Source organism: Rhizobium sp. NFR07, assembly GCF_900111905.1.
Lineage (GTDB): Bacteria > Pseudomonadota > Alphaproteobacteria > Rhizobiales > Rhizobiaceae > Neorhizobium.
The window spans coordinates 53,120-70,586 of sequence record NZ_FOKM01000019.1 but is presented as its reverse complement, the minus strand read 5'-3'; the positions used below and the strand labels follow the sequence as shown (position 1 = coordinate 70,586).

Genomic DNA, 17,467 nt, shown 5'->3' with positions numbered 1-17,467 from the left:
AGACCGCCGAACGCAAGCGGAGACACGCCTTATGGTCTTCTTTCCCCACCGCCACCTCCTCGGCATCAAGGGTCTCAACCACCAGGACATCACCTATCTTCTCGACAAGGCCGACGAGGCCGTGAAGATATCCCGGCAGCGGGAGAAAAAGACGTCCACCCTGCGCGGCCTGACACAGATCAACCTCTTCTTCGAGGCGTCGACCAGAACGCAATCCTCCTTCGAACTCGCCGGAAAACGGCTTGGCGCCGACGTGATGAACATGTCGGTCGGCAATTCGTCGGTGAAGAAGGGCGAGACCTTGATCGACACGGCGATGACGCTGAACGCGATGCGGCCGGATGTGCTGGTGCTGCGCCATTCGTCTGCCGGTGCGGCCGCCCTGCTCGCCCAGAAGGTCGCCTGCTCGGTGGTCAATGCCGGTGACGGCCAGCACGAGCATCCGACCCAGGCGCTGCTCGACGCACTCACCATCCGCCGCGCCAAGGGAACGCTGACGGGCATCACGGTGGCGATCTGCGGCGATGTGCTGCATTCGCGCGTCGCGCGTTCCAACATCATTCTTCTCAATGCGATGGGCGCACGGGTTCGCGTCGTCGCTCCCTCCACGCTTCTCCCCTCGGGCATCCGCGACATGAGCGTCGAGGTGTTTCATTCGATGGAAGAAGGCCTGAAGGATGCGGATGTCGTCATGATGCTGCGCCTGCAGCGCGAGCGCATGGCCGGCGCCTTCGTGCCGTCGGTGCGCGAATATTTCCGCTTCTACGGCCTCGACGCCGAAAAGCTGAAGGCAGCCAAGGACGATGCGCTCGTCATGCATCCCGGCCCGATGAACCGCGGCGTCGAGATTTCCTCGGAAGTCGCCGATGGTCCGCAGAGCGTCATCGAGCAGCAGGTGGAAATGGGGGTCGCCGTGCGCATGGCCGTGATGGAGACGCTGCTTACCTCCAACCAGGGAGAGTTTGCATGACCGCTACCGTCCTGAAGAACCTGCGCATCCTCGATCCGTCTCGCAATCTCGACGAAACCGGCACGATCATCATTGGCGATGACGGCCGCATCCTCGCCGCAGGCAAGGACGCGCAGAACCAGGGCGCGCCCGAGGGTTCCGCCGTACGAGACTGCCGGGGCCTCATCGCCACGCCTGGCCTCGTCGACGCCCGCGTCCATGTCGGCGAACCCGGCGCCGAGCACACCGAGACGATCGAGTCCGCCAGCCGCGCCGCAGCTGCCGGCGGCGTCACCTCCTTCATCATGATGCCGGACACCGATCCGGTCATCGACGACATCGCGCTCGTCGAATTCGTCCACAAGACGGCGCGCGACAAGGCGATCGTGAACGTCCACGCGGCCGCGGCCCTGACTAAGGGTCTGGAAGGCAAGGAGATGACCGAGTTCGGCCTGTTGCAGGAAGCCGGTGCGGTTGCCTTTACCAACGGCCGCCACGGCCTCAACGACACGCTGCTGCTGCGCCGGGCGATGACCTATGCGCGCGAATTCGATGCGGTCATCTCGCTCGAACTGCGCGAAAAATATCTCGGCAACGGGGTGATGAACGAAGGCCTGTTCGCCTCCTGGCTCGGCCTGTCGGGCGTGCCGAAGGAAGCCGAGTTGATCCCGCTCGAACGCGACCTGCGGATCGCCGCTCTCACCAAGGGCAAGTATCACGCGGCCAAGATCTCGGTGCCGGAATCGGTCGAGGCGATGAAGGTCGCGCGCTCGCGCGGCGCCAACGTGACCAGCGGCATCTCGATCAACCATCTGTCGCTGAACGAGAACGACATCGGCGAGTACCGCACCTTCTTCAAGCTCTCGCCGCCGCTGAGATCCGAAGACGACCGGATTTCGATGGCCGATGCGCTGGCGAAGGGGGACATCGACATCATCGTCTCGTCACATGACCCGCAGGATGTTGATACCAAGCGACTGCCGTTTGCCGATGCGGCAGATGGCGCCATCGGGCTGGAGACCATGCTGTCGGCGGCGCTGCGCCTGCACCACGACGGCCGCGTTCCGCTGATGCGCCTGATCGATGCGATGTCGACGAGGCCGGCGCAGATCTTCGGCCTCGATGCCGGCACGCTGAAGCCGGGCGCCAAGGCAGACATCACCCTGATCGATCTCGACGATCCGTGGATCGTCTCGAAGGACGCGATCGTCTCTCGCTCCAAGAACACGCCGTTCGACGAAGCGCGTTTCTCGGGCCGCGCCGTTGCTACTTATGTAGCTGGGAAATGCGTGCATAATCTCGGGTGACGCGATAGTAGAATGCCCCTCTCCCCGCATGTCGGGAGGGGACAGCAGGCGGATGAGGGGCAAAGGACCCGAGGCTACGAATGAGCGAACTACTCAACTGGCAGATCACCCTGCCGATCGCAGCCGGGGCGCTGATCCTGGGCTACCTTCTCGGCTCGATCCCTTTCGGCCTGTTGCTCACACGTTCTGCCGGTCTCGGCGATATCCGCTCGATCGGTTCCGGAAATATCGGCGCCACCAACGTTCTCAGGACGGGTAATAAAAAGCTTGCCGCCGCGACGCTGTTGCTCGATGCGCTGAAGGCCACAGTCGCAGCGCTGATCGGCTGGTATGCGTTCGGATCGGAAGCCGGCCTGCTCGCGGGCTTTGCCGCGTTCATCGGTCACCTCTTTCCGGTCTGGCTCGGCTTCAAAGGCGGCAAGGGTGTCGCAACCTATATCGGCACCCTTCTCGGTGTTGCGCCCTGGATGGTACTCGTCTTCGCAGCCGTCTGGCTTTCAGTCGCCAAGATCAGCAAATATTCATCGCTCTCGGCACTCGTCGCGACGCTCGTTATCCCGGCTGTGCTGTGGTTCATCCAGGAACCGAAAATCGCTGCCGTCATGGCATTGATGACGGTGATTTCCTGGGTGAAGCACAAGGCCAATATCGAGCGGCTAATTGCCGGAACTGAAAGCAGGATAGGCAAAAAGGGATAGATCCGTATCGGAGCCCGCCCTGAAAGCGAATGGCACAGGATTGAGAGGCGAGACGCAAAGGACCGCTCGTTCAGCCGATCCTTTCAAAATGCTGGCACAGCATGCCCCGGCAACGTCAAATGATTTTAACGGCAAAGTATTATGATATGAGCTTTTCGGGTTCGCGTCAGCCGTGTCTACGGATTAAGCTGGCCGAAACGCCCGCGGAGTCTCGTTGCGCTTCATTGCATATTTGGCGTTCTATCCGCAGTCGCAGGTTTGGCCGTTGAAGACATAGAGCGGAGAATACGAAAGACGCTGGTTTCGCTTATTTTGAGCTGGTTTGCTATAGCGCGGGCCTTATGGCCTTGCTCACTTAACCGCATGACCTCGTCGGTCTTTCGCCTCGCAGTTGGCGCTCTGCCGACAAACCGACCCTCGACTTTGGCTTTGGCGATACCTTCCCGCTGCCGTTCGATCACGAGATCCCGTTCGAATTGGGCGATGGATCGCATCATATCGACCATTAGTTCGCCTTGCGGTGTTCCCGTATCCAGGTTGAGCGCTAAAACGCGAAGCTGTGCACCTTTAACCTTTAGTCTTGCCAGGATATCCATAAGATCGGCCATCGACCTTGCAAGCCGGTCGAGTTTCGTCACGACCAATGTGTCGCCCGAACCAATGGCATCCAAGGCATTGTTCATTTGCGGGCGACTTGGATCTGAGGATACAACTTCTTCCCTGAAGATCCTTTGGCAACCGGCGCCGGCCAGATCTTTTGCTTGGGCCTCCAGGTCTGCAGAATGGCTAATCGGCGATATGCGCGAATAACCAATTTCGTAGCCTGCCATTTGTAGCCCCCTAAGGTAACATTGGATCGTTAGCTCGATAACCTCATCTAAAAATTGACTGGGCGACATCACGAGCAACGTTCAACGCCAGTCCAAAGATCGTAGCCTAAGATGACGATAATCGCCATGCGAAATCTGGACGTCTGAATGTGGGAGTGGCGCGCTGGCCAGTGCTAACATTGCCGGAACCTGCAGAAGCTGGGAATACCTCCTTCGACCTTGCGATACCTAATCCTGGTGCAAGATTCCGTTGGACGAGCCGGTCACCCAAACCCGGCACAGACCGGCGCGCCAAAAGGTAGATGAGGTGCTGCGTCTTTTGCAGCTCTGAGGCAAGTATGCCTCGGCGACAACAGCGGCTGCCGGCCAGCCCAAACCATGACCAAGATCGCCCTGCGATGGATAATCGAGCTGGGGGTGGACCACCGCTGACAGTCTCGATTCGAAAGAAGCCTCACTGTGAAGCTGGCGCTTGATCGAGTTGATTGCAGACAAGCCATCCGCATCCCATGATTGCGCCACAGAAAGCGCTATTTTCACTTAGGGCCTTGACCGCGGCACAAACGCCCTCCATGTCGGGAAGTCAAACGTCGCCTGGATCACCATCACTTTCGGGCCCTGCTCTATACAGAGAAACAAAAATGAATGTTGTCGTCGTAGAATCTCCAGCCAAAGCCAAGACGATCAATAAGTATCTTGGCTCGGGCTATAAGGTTCTCGCATCTTTTGGTCACGTCCGCGATCTTCCCGCGAAAGATGGCTCGGTGCTTCCCGACCAGGACTTTGAAATGTCCTGGGAGGTCGACAGTGCGTCGCAGAAGCGCATGAAGGATATTGCCGATGCCGTGAAGGGCTCCGATGGCCTGTTTCTCGCGACCGACCCGGATCGCGAGGGTGAAGCCATTTCCTGGCACGTGCTCGATCTCTTGAAGAAGAAAAAGGTGCTCGGCGACAAGCCGGTCAAGCGCGTTGTCTTTAATGCCATCACCAAGAAGGCCGTGCTCGATGCCATGGCCGCACCGCGCGACATCGACGTGCCTCTGGTCGATGCCTATCTAGCCCGTCGTGCCCTCGACTATCTCGTCGGCTTCAACCTCTCGCCGGTCCTGTGGCGCAAGCTGCCGGGCGCCCGCTCCGCCGGTCGCGTCCAGTCCGTTGCGCTGCGCCTCGTCTGCGACCGCGAAAACGAGATCGAGCGTTTCGTCTCCGAAGAATACTGGAACCTCTCGGCTCTCCTGAAAACGCCGCGCGGCGACGAATTCGAGGCCAAGCTCGTCCAGGCGGACGGCAAGCGGATCCAGCCGCGCGGCATCAAGACCGGCGACGATGCGAACCGCCTGAAGACACTGCTTGAAGGTGCGGCTTACGCGGTGGAGAGCGTCGAGGCAAAGCCCGTCAAGCGTAATCCCGGCCCTCCCTTCACCACGTCGAGCCTCCAGCAGGCAGCGTCTTCCAACATCGGCTTCAACGCTTCCCGCACCATGCAGGTGGCACAGAAGCTCTATGAAGGCATCGATATCGGCGGCGAGACGGTCGGCCTCATCACCTATATGCGTACCGACGGCGTGCAGATGGCACCCGAGGCGATCGATGCTGCGCGTGCCGCCATCGTCGATCAGTTCGGCAACCGCTACCTGCCGGAAAAGCCGCGCTTCTATTCCACCAAGGCAAAGAACGCCCAGGAAGCCCACGAAGCGATCCGCCCGACCGATTTCAACCGCACGCCTGACCAGGTGCGCAAGTTCCTCGATGCCGACCAGGCACGCCTCTACGAGCTGATCTGGAAGCGCGGCATCGCCAGCCAGATGGCGTCGGCCGAAATGGAGCGCACCACGGTCGAGATCATCGCCGCAAACGGTCCGGATAAGGCTGGCCTGCGCGCTGTCGGTTCCGTCGTCCGTTTCGACGGCTTCCTTAGCGCCTACATGGATCGCCGCGACGAGGACGATAAGTCCGAGGATGACGACGAGGACGGCCGCCTGCCGGAAATCAACGCCCGCGAGAAGCTCGACAGACAAAAGGTGAATGCCAGCCAGCACTTCACCGAGCCGCCGCCGCGATATTCGGAAGCATCGCTGATCAAGAAGATGGAAGAGCTCGGCATCGGCCGGCCCTCCACCTATGCCGCGACGCTGAAGACGCTGTCCGACCGCGAATATGTCGTCACCGAAAAGCGCAAACTGATCCCGCATTCTAAGGGCCGGCTCGTCACTGCCTTCCTGGAAAGCTTCTTCACCAAGTATGTGGAATACGATTTCACAGCCGACCTTGAAGAGAAGCTCGACAAGATTTCCGCCGGCGAGCTCGACTGGAAGCAGGTCCTGCGCGACTTCTGGCAGGACTTCTTCGCCCAGATCGAGGACACCAAGGAACTGAGAGTCACCAACGTGCTCGATGCTCTGAACGAAGCACTCGCGCCGCTGGTCTTCCCAAAGCGGGAAGACGGTTCGGATCCGCGCATCTGCCAGGTCTGCGGCACCGGCAACCTATCGCTGAAGCTCGGCAAGTACGGCGCCTTCGTCGGCTGCTCGAACTATCCGGAATGCAATTTCACCCGCCAGCTTTCCTCCGAAGGCGGTGCGGAGGCGGATGCATCCGGCCTCAACGAGCCGAAGGCGCTCGGCGAGGATCCGACGACCGGCGAGCCGCTGACGCTGCGGTCGGGCCGTTTCGGACCCTATATCCAGCGCGGAGACGGCAAGGAAGCCAAGCGCTCCTCGCTGCCGAAGGGCTGGAAGCCGGAAGACATCGACCACGAGAAGGCGTTGTCGCTGATCAGCCTTCCGCGCGACGTCGGCCCGCATCCGGAAACCGGCAAGATGATATCGGCCGGCCTCGGTCGCTACGGACCGTTCCTGCTGCATGACGGCACCTATGCCAATCTCGAGTCCATCGAAGACGTGTTCTCGGTCGGTCTCAACCGCGCCGTGACCGTGCTGGCCGAAAAGGTTGCCAAGGGTCCGGGCGGCCGTGGCCGCGGAACACCGGCGGCGCTGAAGGAACTCGGCGACCATCCGGATGGCGGTTCGGTTACCGTGCGCGACGGCAAATACGGTCCTTATGTCAACTGGGGCAAGGTCAACGCGACCCTGCCTAAGGGCATGGACCCGCAGTCGGTTACGATGGAACAGGCCATGGCGCTGATCATCGAAAAGGGTGGAAAGGCCGCACCGGCCAAGTCCAAGGCCAAGCCGAAAAAGGCTGCCGCCAAGGCTGACGGCGATACGAAAAAGTCCGCGCCGAAGAAGGCTGCCGCCAAGAAGGCCCCCTCTAAAACGGCTGGGGCCAAGAAAACCGCTGCAAAGACGAAGAAGACGGATACGTGAGCGAAGAGCAGGACGACGGCAACAGATCGCACCGCCAGCGGAAGCGCACTGAGCGAGCCGAGCGTGGCATGTCCACCGGCTCCAAGGGCAAGCCCGCCATCATCCAGGGCGTGATCCCTCCGCGCGAAGTCCTGCTTGAGTTCATCTCCGACAATCCGGACAAGGCGTCGAAGCGGGAGATCTCCAAGGCTTTTGGCCTAAAGGGTGAAACACGCGTCGAGCTGAAGGATCTGCTTCGCCAGCTCGAAGACGAAGGGCTGCTGAAGAAAGGCCGCAAGTCTCTGACCCGCCCCGGCGCCCTGCCCCCGGTTACAGTCCTCGACATCACCACCCGCGACAAGGATGGCGAACTGATCGGCCGTCCGGCGGAATGGCCCGAGGATCAGGGCGCGGCACCGGCCGTGCTGATCCGCCAGTCCAACGAGCAACGCGGCAAGGGCAAGACGCCGGCAGCCGGGCTCAACGACCGCATCCTCGCAAAGATTTTTCCGAACAAGGATCGCACCGGTCCCGCCTACACGGCACGCGTCATCAAGGTGATCGACAAGCGCCGTGGCGCGACGCTCGGCGTCGTCCACAAGTTGGCCGACGGTGAAATCCGCCTGCTGCCGACCGACCGGCGCGGCGAGGAAATGGTGATCGAGCCCGATGGCCTCGGAGACGCCAAGGACGGCGACCTGGTCGAGAGCGAAACCGTACGGTCCGGCCGGTTCGGCCTGCCGCGTGCCCGGGTGCTTTCGGTCGTGGGCTCGGTCGCATCCGAAAAGGCGATCTCGATGATCGCCATCTATTCCCACGGCATTCCCCATATCTTTCCAAAGCAGGTGATGGACGAGGCGGAGGCTGCGAAGCCCGCCTCCATGTCGAAGCGCGAGGACTGGCGCGACGTGCCGCTGGTGACGATCGATCCCGCCGACGCCAAGGACCATGACGACGCCGTCTATGCCGAGCCGGACACGTCTGACGACAATCCGGGCGGCGTGATCGTCACCGTCGCGATCGCCGACGTCTCCTGGTACGTGCGTACCAAGTCTCCGCTTGACAGCGAAGCTTTGAAGCGCGGCAATTCGGTCTATTTCCCCGACCGCGTCGTGCCGATGCTGCCGGAGCGGATTTCCAACGACCTCTGCTCTTTGCGCGAAGGCGAGGACCGGCCGGCCATGGCCGTACGCATGGTCTTCTCCAAGGAAGGCCGCAAGGCGGGTCATACCTTCCATCGCGTCATGATGAAGAGCGTGGCGAAACTCTCCTACCAGCAGGCACAGGCCGCGATCGACGGCAAACCGGATGACAAGACCGGACCGCTGCTCGAACCGATCCTCAAGCCCCTGTGGGACGCCTACCGGATCATGACGGTTGGCCGCAACCGCCGCCAGCCGCTCGAGCTCGACATGCCGGAACGCAAGATCCTGCTGAAGCCCGACGGCACCGTAGACCGGGTCTTCGTGCCGGAGCGTCTCGACGCCCACAAGCTCATCGAAGAGATGATGATCCAGGCGAATGTCTGCGCCGCCGAGACGCTGGAGAAGAAGCGCCAGGCGCTGATCTACCGCATCCATGACGGCCCGTCGCTTGCCAAGCAGGAGACGCTGCGCGAGTTTCTCCACACGCTCGGCATTTCGATGGTCAAGGGCGGCCAGATGCGCTCCAACTCGTTCAACGGCATCCTGTCGCAGGCGGAAGGCACGCCACACCAGATCATGGTCAACGAGATGGTGCTGCGCTCCCAGAGCCAGGCGATCTACAGCCCAGAAAACATCGGCCATTTCGGCCTTAATCTGATGAAATACGCGCATTTCACCTCGCCGATCCGTCGTTACGCCGACCTCATCGTGCATCGCGCGCTGGTGGGTTCGCTCGGCTTGGGCGAAGGCGGCATCACGCCAGAAGAAGAAGCACAGCTCGACGATATCGCCGCCGAAATCTCGACCTTCGAGCGCCGTGCGATGGCAGCCGAACGCGATACCGTCAATCGTCTCGTCGCCCACCATCTTTCAACACGCATCGGCGAAGAGTTCGAGGGTCGCATTTCCGGCGTCACCAAGGCCGGCCTGTTCGTCTCGTTGCCGACCTATGGCGCCGACGGTTTCGTGCCGATCTCGACGATCGGGCAGGATTACTACATCTATGACGAGGCGCATCAGGCACTGTCGGGCGAACGCACCGGTCTCGGCTACCAGCTCGGTGATACCGTCGATGTGCGGCTGAAAGCTGCCGTGCCGCTCGCCGGTGCGTTGCAATTCGAGATGCTGAGCGAAGGCAAGAAACTGCCGACCGCGACGCGTTCCTTCCACAAGGCCGGTCGCCGCAACAGGCCGGGTGGTGGGCCGAAGAAGCCGGGCACCCGCCCGCCCCGCGGCCGCAGGAGATAGGTGATGGACGAGCGCGCCGGATCGACCGTGAAATATGGCGGCCGCGCGCCCGACCGTCATCTCGGACAATCGATCAAGCGCGGCCTCCTGTGCCGCTGCCCGCATTGCGGTGAAGGCCGGCTGTTTCGGGCTTTCCTCAAGCCAGTTGACCGCTGCGCCGTCTGCGGCGAGGACTACACTCACCAGCGAGCGGACGATCTGCCGGCCTATCTCGTCATCGTCGTCGTCGGCCATGTGCTGATGACGGGCTATATGCTCACCGACATGGTCTGGCGCGTGTCGCCCTGGGTCCATATGGCGATCTGGGTGCCGCTTGCGGTGCTTGCCGCGCTTGTCACCATCCAGCCCATCAAGGGTGGCGTCATCGGCCTGCAATGGGCCAACCGCATGCACGGCTTCGGCGGTGTCGATGACGACAACGATCCGGGACGCGGCGCCCCCCTGCCATGAAACCGGCAGATACGTCTCCCCTCGAATACGTGGTGGATGGCCGCGAGTTCCATATCGGCGTGCGTCCCCGCGATGCTGCCTCCCTCATCCTCATCGACAGTAATGGATCGACACCGCGCGTCCTGATGGGGCGGCGCGCCAGTGCCCATGTCTTCATGCCGGATGTCTATGTGTTTCCGGGCGGCCGCCGCGATCGCGGCGACCATGCCCTGCCCTTCGGCCGCGACCTTCATCCGCTCGTACTCGCCAAACTGACGGGTGACCGCCCTCGCGGCATGATGCCGGCGCGTGCCCGCGCTCTGGCGCTTGCGGCATTGCGTGAACTTCGCGAGGAAACCGGGATAGTCCCGGCCGGTGAAGCTGGGCCTGATCTTGGCCAGTTGCGCTATGTCAGCCGCGCCATCACACCGCCGGGCCACATAAGACGTTACGATACCCGCTTCTTTCTTGCGTTTTGCCAGGACGGCGTCTTTGACCTGACGTATTTCGGCGATACGGACGAGTTGCAGGACTTGCAATGGGTTGACATCGCTACAATTTCTGGTCTGAAACTCGCGCGGATTACGCAGACGGTATTGGAGGATGTCAGAGATCTGATGAAGACCGATCCGTCTGTCCCGTTCGGGAACCCCGTCACCTTTTACTCCATGCGTCACGGGCGTTTCGTCCAAAGCCGACTGTAAGGAATAGTGAATGCCGCAGCCGACGACCGATGAGAACGGCCATGTCGAGGAGATCCACTGGCCGTCGCTGATCGCAGCCACGGCCGCCATCAGTGCGGTCGGCATCGCGATCGGCCTCGGTCTTCCCCTTCTCAGCATCATCCTGGAAAAGCGCGGCATTCCTTCGACCCTGATCGGTCTCAATGCCGCCATGGCCGGCATTGCCTCGATGCTCGCCGCGCCGCTGACGACCAAGCTCGCCCATAGCTGCGGCGTGGCCCGAACGATGATGTTCGCCGTCGTCATCGCAGCCGTCAGCGCCATCGGCTTCTATTATGCACAATCGTTCTGGATGTGGTTTCCGCTGCGCTTCACCTTCCATGGCGCGACGACGACGCTGTTCATCCTGTCGGAATTCTGGATCAACGAGGCAGCACCGCCGCGGCGCAGGGGCCTCGTGCTCGGCATTTATGCGACGGTCCTTGCGGTCGGTTTTGCTCTGGGACCATTGCTCTTCTCGCTGCTCGGCAGCGACGGCATCCTGCCCTTCCTCGTCGGTGCGATCATCATCCTGATGGCGCTCATCCCGATCTTCGTCGCGCGGCATGAAAGCCCGGTGCTCGACACCAAGCCCGAGCGTCACTTCTTCCACTACATCTTCCTGGTGCCCACTGCGACCGCGGCGGTCTTCGCCTTCGGCGCGGTTTCGGCCGGCGGTCTCTCGCTGTTTCCGATCTACGCGCTGCGCGAATCACTGCAGGAATCACAGGCAGCCGTGTTGCTCACCGTGATGGGCATCGGCAATATGGCGTTTCAGATCCCGCTCGGACTGATTTCAGACAAAATGCGTGACAGACGCCCCCTGCTCGCCGGCATGGCTGTGCTCGGCGTGCTCGGATCGCTTGCACTTCCGATGCTCGTCCATAACTGGATCCTCATGGCCGTCATCCTCTTCTTCTGGGGTGGATGCGTCTCGGGGCTCTATACCGTAGGCCTTGCGCATCTCGGATCGCGCCTGAGCGGAGCCGATCTGGCGGCCGCGAACGCGGCCTTCATCTTCTGCTATGCGGTCGGAACCGTGGCCGGTCCGCAGAGCATCGGTGCCGCCATGGACGTGGCAGGCAATAGCGGTTTCGCCTGGGCGCTGGCGGCTTTCTTCGGCTTTTACGTGGCTATCGCGCTCAGCCGCCCGTTTTTCCGACCAAAACGGAGTTGACTTTTGGCGCGCGATTTGTAATTTCGCGCCAGATTTAGCCGTGGAGCACATAGGCGTCCGCGGCTTCCCTATTCTTAGAGGCAGAACAACCATGGCGAAAGCTACGACCATCAAGATCAAGCTGCTGTCGACGGCTGACACCGGTTTCTTCTACGTTACCACGAAGAACAGCCGCACGATGACCGACAAGATGACCAAGACCAAGTATGACCCGGTCGCGAAGAAGCATGTTGAATTCAAGGAAACCAAGATCAAGTAATTCTTGATCTTCCGGTTTTAAGAGGCGCCGATCGAAAGATCAGGCGCCTTTTCTTTTCGGGCTCTCTCGCCGATTTTGCGCAGACCGCGCTGCTCGTTTTACTCCCGCGGGCGGCTTTGGCGGTCCTTTTCAGATCAACGGTTCATGATTTCAAGAGTGTGAAAACAGCATCGGCGGATTTTGGTGCCGCCTCAAAGATCACGTGCCACGCGCCGACTACGCTCGGCTGGCCAAGGGCTGCAAGCGCCTCCACTGTCGTTATTCATACGCTGTTTCATGCCTGACCGGCCCATGCTTTGCATCGGCGTGTCCACAAGGTCAGCGGGCTCCGAAAGGACAAAAATGATTTTAACTTCATATTTCTGGTATTTTATGTAGCTAAATTCATCTCAGGCACCGATATCGCAGGCCTAATAAATCTTAATATTTTCATCCGATATAATCATGCACAATCAGTAGGTGCGAGACGTGCTGTCATTTTTGAAGCAAGGCAGAGCTTTGAGAAAAGCTGCGTTGATGTCTCACGTGACCTCGGGCACTGATTGCCTCGACTAGGCCGATACTTCTCTTCTCGAGTGTGCTGAAATCAACCCGGAGGCTGCGACCCTACAGGCAGTCGCTGACGCGCGGCAGATGCAAATCTTTTTCGTGCCTAACGAGGCTGTGGGCCGCTTCAACTCGGCCGCCTCAGTCTATCAGCGGCCATCCGTGCTACCATGGAGATGCTGAGTTCAAGGGAAAGTTCAATCGACGCTGACAGGAGGAGATTTCTATGGAGAAGCCATCGATGACAAGACGCTGGCGCAGAAACTACGTCCGCATCTGAAACCCGACTTCGACCAGTTCGACGATGACGGACTTGAAATTATCGTGCTCGGTACCTGCTTATCACCAAGGTAGCTTAGCTGACATCCGTAACCTATAGTTCACACTCTCCTTGACGAGGCAGCACCCGTAATCTAAAGGTTACACATGATTGAAATCCGCCAAACAGATGTATTCGCCAGGTGGTTCTTGTCCTCAAGGATCGTACCGCCCAGCTTCGCATCCAGAAGCGGATTGATCGTCTTGGCGTCGGTCTGTTCGGTGACGCCAAGTATTTTAGCGGCATCGGTGAACTACGTGTTGATCACGGCCCCGGCTATCGCGTCTACTTTGTCCAGCAAGGCAAGGAAGTGGTGATCCTGCTTTCCGGCGGCAATAAGGGCTCGCAGGATCGAGATATCAAACGCGCCATAGAGATGGCGAAGGAGGTCTGAATGGCTATCGAAACAACTGCGTGGGACCCAAGCGCACTTCTCACAAGCGACAAAGCTATCCAGGAGTATCTCGAAATAGCTTTTGAAGATGGCGACACCACCGATATTGCCATAGCCCTCGGCAACATCGCCAAGGCGAAAGGCATGACGGCCGTCGCCAAGGATGCCGGGATAACCCGTGAAGCACTCTACAAGTCCCTCAGCGAAAAAGGCGACCCCAAGCTCTCGACCTTGCTTGGCGTGATGAAGGCGCTCGGGCTCCAACTTACCGTGGTTCAAGCCGGAAAGGCGGCTTGAACCACTTACCGTTTTCTAGACCGGCGGTGTTGAGAACGGCTCCTCGCCTGACCGGGAGCCCAAGTTGTCCGCGATCGGTCTCAATAGCTCGCTGAGCGGCATCATTCTTGCTCACACGCTGGTCACCCTGCCGGTCGTAATCGCGGCCAGCGTATTTGAATATTCGCATCTTCCGATCGCGGATAAGGTCGATCAAGCAGGCTGTGGCCTATGTTGGCTTGCCGCTACGGCGCTTTCCCCGGATTGTGAAAGCTGGTCAGTTGCAACGCTGGAAAGCCAGGAGTGCTACGACATCCAGGACGTCGATTGCCGCTCCGCAGGCCTTTGGCCTGGAAACGACAAAGCGCCGCATCCCGGCCGGGAGCGGCGCTTTTGGAAAAGGGGGTCGACCAGCCGGCAATAACGGCACGAGGAACCGTAGTAGCATGCCTGCCGGTCGACCGACCCCACGACCCAGGAGATGCGGCGGACCTGAGCATCATGGGGTATCAGAGTGCGCAAAGGCACAATCTTCCGTTAGAGTCAAAATTGCGCAAAGCAAAAAGAAAATCAATAGATTCTTAACGCGGCGACCAATTTGGGTTCGGTGTTGGTTAAAATTTGAATGCCCAAGTTCTTCCGACCTCAGATAATCACCAAAAGTTGTAAGTAATTCCGGTCACCGAGCAAATCTCTGGCGCTTCGCCTACGCCGTTCTTACATGTTGATTGCAGATATGAAATCCAAGCCCCCTACAGAAATAAATGATGTGGGCTGACGCCGCTTGCAACTTCCCTCACATGGCGACCGAAAGACTTGGCCGAACTATCATACGCTCACGCCACAAGAGGTATCTGCCTTGAACAGGTCGATCGGCGCGAAGAAGATCCTACCTTAATTCACACCCGCAATTAATTGTTATCAACGGTGGAAATGGGCACGCCAGCCAGCTGCGCCCGAGGCGACCCAGCTCGACCTGCGGTCAAGCTGCGTTGGCGACGACTCGGTTGCGTCCTTCGGCCTTTGCCCTGTAGAGCGCCAGGTCGGCCTGTTTGAGCAGTTGTGCCGGCGTCTCGGCGCCCTCTGCACTGCAAGAAAGGCCAAAGGAAGCCGTCATTTCCAGCCGCGTCCCCGTGCTCTTGACGACGAATGGTGTGCTTTCCACCATCGCCCGCAGCCTTTCCGCGATGACGCCAGCGGTCTCGGAGTCGGTATCCGGCATGACAACGACGAATTCTTCGCCCCCGAAGCGGCACGCTAGATCTGCACCACGAACGGTTGCGCGGATGCGCTTGGCAAACTCTTTGAGCACCTCATCGCCGGCATCATGGCCAAAGTCGTCGTTGACCGACTTGAACCGATCTATATCGACGATGCAGGCCGAGAGCGGGCGCCCTCTGGCAGCCGAACGGTCGAACAGCATCTTAAGATGATTGTCGAGGTAACGACGGTTGTGAAGGCCGGTCAGAGGATCTGTCACGGCGAGTTCGATCGTCTGGCGGACGCTCATGCGCAGACGATCATTGTAGCGCTTGCGTTTGATTTGCGTCAGCGCACGGGCCAAGAGCTCGTTTGGATCGACGGGCCGGAGAATGTAGTCGTTGATCCCAAGATCGAGCGCTCGTACGACCATATCCTCGGCCCCCACCTCTGCCGCTAACAGGATCGGCAAGAAGCGGGTGCGCTCTAGGGAGCGCAGCTGCGAGCAGAGCCGCAACGGGTCGTAGTCTTCGAAATTGGCGTTGACGATCACCATGTCCCAGGCATTCTCGGCCGCCTCGAACAGGGCTGCCTGCGGGTCGGAGATCGCGGTGACCTCGCCGATTGACTTCAGGGCCTTGATGATGCGCTCCTGGGAGCTTGCGCGGCCGTCAACGAGCAGGATCTGCGCCGACTCTTCGCGACCGTCCAATCCTCTCGATACGTCTTCCATCCCTAGATTTTGAGCAGTGTCGGCACGAATCCGCAGTTCGTCGCTCAGGCTTTTCAACCGGACAAGGCTGCGCACGCGGGCAATCAGCTGAGTATCGTTTACCGGTTTGGTAAGGAAGTCATCGGCGCCGGCCTTGAGGCCACGAACACGGTCAGAAGGTTGGTCGAGTGCAGTCACCATGACGACTGGAATATGGGCGGTGCGGGCGTTCGACTTCAGACGCTGACAGACTTCGAAACCATCAATGCCGGGCATCATGATATCGAGCAGGATCAGGTCTACATGGGTGCCTTCGCAGATGGCGAGTGCCTTGTAGCCATCCTCGGCCGTCAGCACATCGAAATACTCTGCTAGGAGGCGAGCTTCCAATAGCTTTACATTGGCCGGAACATCGTCGACAACCAGGATCCGTGCCGTCATCTTATTGTTTCCGTCCTCACGCGTCGCCGAGATAGGTTTTGATCGTTTCGATGAATTTCGGCACCGAGATGGGCTTGGAGACATAGGCCTCACAGCCGCCCTGGCGGATGCGCTCCTCATCGCCCTTCATCGCGAATGCGGTGACTGCGATGACCGGGATGACGTGAAGCTCGTCGTCTTCCTTCAGCCATTTGGTTACTTCGAGGCCGGAGACTTCCGGCAGTTGGATATCCATAAGAATGAGGTCCGGCCGGTGCTTGCGCGCCAGATCCAGTGCCTCCATGCCGTTGCGCGTCTGAATAGTTTCGTAGCCCGATGCTTCGATCAGATCGCGGAAGAGCTTCATGTTCAGCTCGTTGTCTTCAACAATCATGACCCGTTTGGGCATGGGGTCCGTTCCTTAAATCACGCCTTGCAAGCATTCCTTCGACATATAAGCTCCCGGAAAATCGATTCCACAGAACTTCGCTCGCGACGACGCTAAAGCTATTTAGTTGAAAAAGAGGTAACCTCAGGAACATGCCCCCGAAAATCACGGCAAACCAGCAGGCAATGGGCGTGCAAGCGGAGGAAACGGCTGCGGCAGTTCTCGGGTGGCTGGCAAGCGAACCGGACATATTCCAGCGCTTCCTGGCACTTTCCGGAGTAACCCCGGATCAGATTCGTCATGCGATATCGGATCCGGGCTTTCTGGCGGGCATGATCGATTTCATCATGGGGCACGAACCGACGCTGCTTGCCTTTTGCGAAGCGACCGGGACGAAGCCTGAAGCGGTGGTGGCTGCATCCCATCATTATTCGGGGCCTGATTTCGGTTCGGGGGAATACTGAATTGACCGAGATCGTCGACATTTCCCATGTCCGGCTTCGCGACAGGCCTCTCATCGTCTGCGACGTCGATGATGTCGTCTTGAATTTCGCCGCCCCCTTCGCCGACTATCTGCGTCGCGGCGGGCATGAATTGCTGCCCCGCTCATTCCGGCTGACCGGCAATATCGTCTCGATCGAAACCCAGATCGCTCTGGAGGAGGCGCAGGTCAAAGGCCTGATCGGAAGCTTCTTCGAGGCACAGGAAGACTGGCAGATGCCTTTCGACCTTGCCGTAGAAACCTTAAAGACGCTCGGCGACGATGCCGACGTCGTCTTCCTGACCGCCATGCCGCCGCGTTACCAGGAGCCGCGGCGCCGGCTTCTGGACCGGCTGGGCTTCGATTTTCCGCTGGTGGCGACGCTGGAGCCGAAAGGGCCGGTCATGCACAAGCTGCATGCCGGACGCGCCCTGCCCTCGGTGTTCATGGACGACATGGCCCATAATCTCCACTCCGTCAGGGACAATGTCGAGAACTGCCTCGTCATCCACATGATGCCCGACTCGCCGCTGCATCTTCTGGCGCCGAAGCCAGATGACGGGATCGTCAGGGCGATGGACTGGCCCCATGCCGAAAGCCTCATCCGCACCCATATCGAGAATGTCTCCCACACTTAAGGACGATGTGACATGCGCCCGGTA

The 17,467-nt window shown here is 59.8% G+C and carries 17 protein-coding genes; 14 read left to right on the top strand and 3 right to left on the bottom strand.

Annotated features, from left to right (window positions below; all coding sequences use genetic code 11):
- Positions 1-31 precede the first annotated feature (31 nt).
- The 3 genes from BM216_RS28735 (at position 32) to plsY (ending at position 2,954) form a co-directional block, all read left to right on the top strand.
- Positions 32-970, top strand: a complete 939-nt coding sequence (locus tag BM216_RS28735; RefSeq protein ID WP_093003082.1) for an aspartate carbamoyltransferase catalytic subunit — start codon at positions 32-34, stop codon at positions 968-970.
- Positions 967-2,256 carry a dihydroorotase gene (locus tag BM216_RS28730; protein ID WP_093003080.1) on the top strand — a complete coding sequence of 430 codons (1,290 nt, stop codon included), beginning with the start codon at positions 967-969 and terminating at the stop codon, positions 2,254-2,256. The genes BM216_RS28735 and BM216_RS28730 overlap by 4 nt, the downstream gene beginning before the upstream one ends.
- Positions 2,257-2,336: 80 nt before the next feature.
- Positions 2,337-2,954 carry a glycerol-3-phosphate 1-O-acyltransferase PlsY gene (plsY, locus tag BM216_RS28725; protein WP_093003078.1) on the top strand — a complete coding sequence of 206 codons (618 nt, stop codon included), beginning with the start codon at positions 2,337-2,339 and terminating at the stop codon, positions 2,952-2,954.
- A 221-nt stretch (positions 2,955-3,175) separates the two neighbouring features.
- On the opposite strand, the gene BM216_RS28720 is transcribed toward plsY, so the two are convergent.
- On the bottom strand, positions 3,176-3,784 hold the full coding sequence (locus tag BM216_RS28720; protein ID WP_093003182.1) for a recombinase family protein: 609 nt from the start codon (positions 3,782-3,784) through the stop codon (positions 3,176-3,178).
- Positions 3,785-4,425: 641 nt separating this feature from the next.
- On the opposite strand from BM216_RS28720, the gene topA reads away from it, so the two are divergent.
- The 9 genes from topA to BM216_RS28675 all read left to right on the top strand — a co-directional run bounded on the left by topA (position 4,426) and on the right by BM216_RS28675 (position 14,028).
- Positions 4,426-7,110, top strand: coding sequence for a type I DNA topoisomerase (gene topA, locus BM216_RS28715; RefSeq protein WP_093003076.1), 2,685 nt, complete (start codon positions 4,426-4,428; stop codon positions 7,108-7,110).
- A 68-nt stretch (positions 7,111-7,178) separates the two neighbouring features.
- Complete coding sequence (gene rnr / locus BM216_RS28710; RefSeq protein ID WP_093003180.1) at positions 7,179-9,482, top strand: ribonuclease R; 2,304 nt, start codon at positions 7,179-7,181, stop codon at positions 9,480-9,482.
- Positions 9,483-9,485: 3 nt separating this feature from the next.
- Entirely contained in the window at positions 9,486-9,932 is a 447-nt protein-coding gene (locus tag BM216_RS28705) for a DUF983 domain-containing protein (RefSeq protein ID WP_093003074.1), read from the top strand.
- Positions 9,929-10,615: an NUDIX domain-containing protein gene (locus BM216_RS28700; protein ID WP_143102894.1), complete on the top strand. Its 687-nt coding sequence runs from the start codon at positions 9,929-9,931 to the stop codon at positions 10,613-10,615. Before BM216_RS28705 ends, BM216_RS28700 begins: the two co-directional genes overlap by 4 nt.
- A gap of 10 nt (positions 10,616-10,625) precedes the next feature.
- Entirely contained in the window at positions 10,626-11,810 is a 1,185-nt protein-coding gene (locus tag BM216_RS28695) for an MFS transporter (protein ID WP_093003072.1), read from the top strand.
- A 91-nt stretch (positions 11,811-11,901) separates the two neighbouring features.
- A complete protein-coding gene (gene rpmG, locus BM216_RS28690) occupies positions 11,902-12,069 on the top strand; it encodes a 50S ribosomal protein L33 (RefSeq protein WP_003547442.1) in 168 nt (55 codons plus the stop codon).
- A 1,007-nt stretch (positions 12,070-13,076) separates the two neighbouring features.
- Positions 13,077-13,328 (top strand): type II toxin-antitoxin system RelE/ParE family toxin, encoded by a 252-nt coding sequence (locus BM216_RS28685; protein ID WP_244530378.1) that lies wholly within the window; start codon positions 13,077-13,079, stop codon positions 13,326-13,328.
- Positions 13,329-13,625 (top strand): addiction module antidote protein, encoded by a 297-nt coding sequence (locus BM216_RS28680; protein ID WP_093003070.1) that lies wholly within the window; start codon positions 13,329-13,331, stop codon positions 13,623-13,625. It abuts the gene before it with no gap.
- A gap of 64 nt (positions 13,626-13,689) precedes the next feature.
- Positions 13,690-14,028 (top strand): hypothetical protein, encoded by a 339-nt coding sequence (locus BM216_RS28675; RefSeq protein ID WP_093003068.1) that lies wholly within the window; start codon positions 13,690-13,692, stop codon positions 14,026-14,028.
- Positions 14,029-14,586: 558 nt separating this feature from the next.
- On the opposite strand, the gene BM216_RS28670 is transcribed toward BM216_RS28675, so the two are convergent.
- On the bottom strand, positions 14,587-15,957 hold the full coding sequence (locus BM216_RS28670) for a PleD family two-component system response regulator (RefSeq protein WP_093003066.1): 1,371 nt from the start codon (positions 15,955-15,957) through the stop codon (positions 14,587-14,589).
- Between the two features lie 16 nt (positions 15,958-15,973).
- The gene (locus BM216_RS28665; protein ID WP_093003064.1) at positions 15,974-16,345 is read right to left on the bottom strand and encodes a response regulator; all 372 of its coding nucleotides are present in this window, start codon (positions 16,343-16,345) and stop codon (positions 15,974-15,976) included.
- 131 nt (positions 16,346-16,476) lie between these two features.
- Here BM216_RS28665 and BM216_RS28660 point away from each other — a divergent pair, with 131 nt between their 5' ends.
- Positions 16,477-16,788 (top strand): DUF3572 domain-containing protein, encoded by a 312-nt coding sequence (locus tag BM216_RS28660; RefSeq protein WP_244530377.1) that lies wholly within the window; start codon positions 16,477-16,479, stop codon positions 16,786-16,788.
- A 1-nt stretch (position 16,789) separates the two neighbouring features.
- Positions 16,790-17,443 carry an HAD family hydrolase gene (locus BM216_RS28655; protein WP_093003062.1) on the top strand — a complete coding sequence of 218 codons (654 nt, stop codon included), beginning with the start codon at positions 16,790-16,792 and terminating at the stop codon, positions 17,441-17,443.
- Positions 17,444-17,467: the final 24 nt, after the last annotated feature.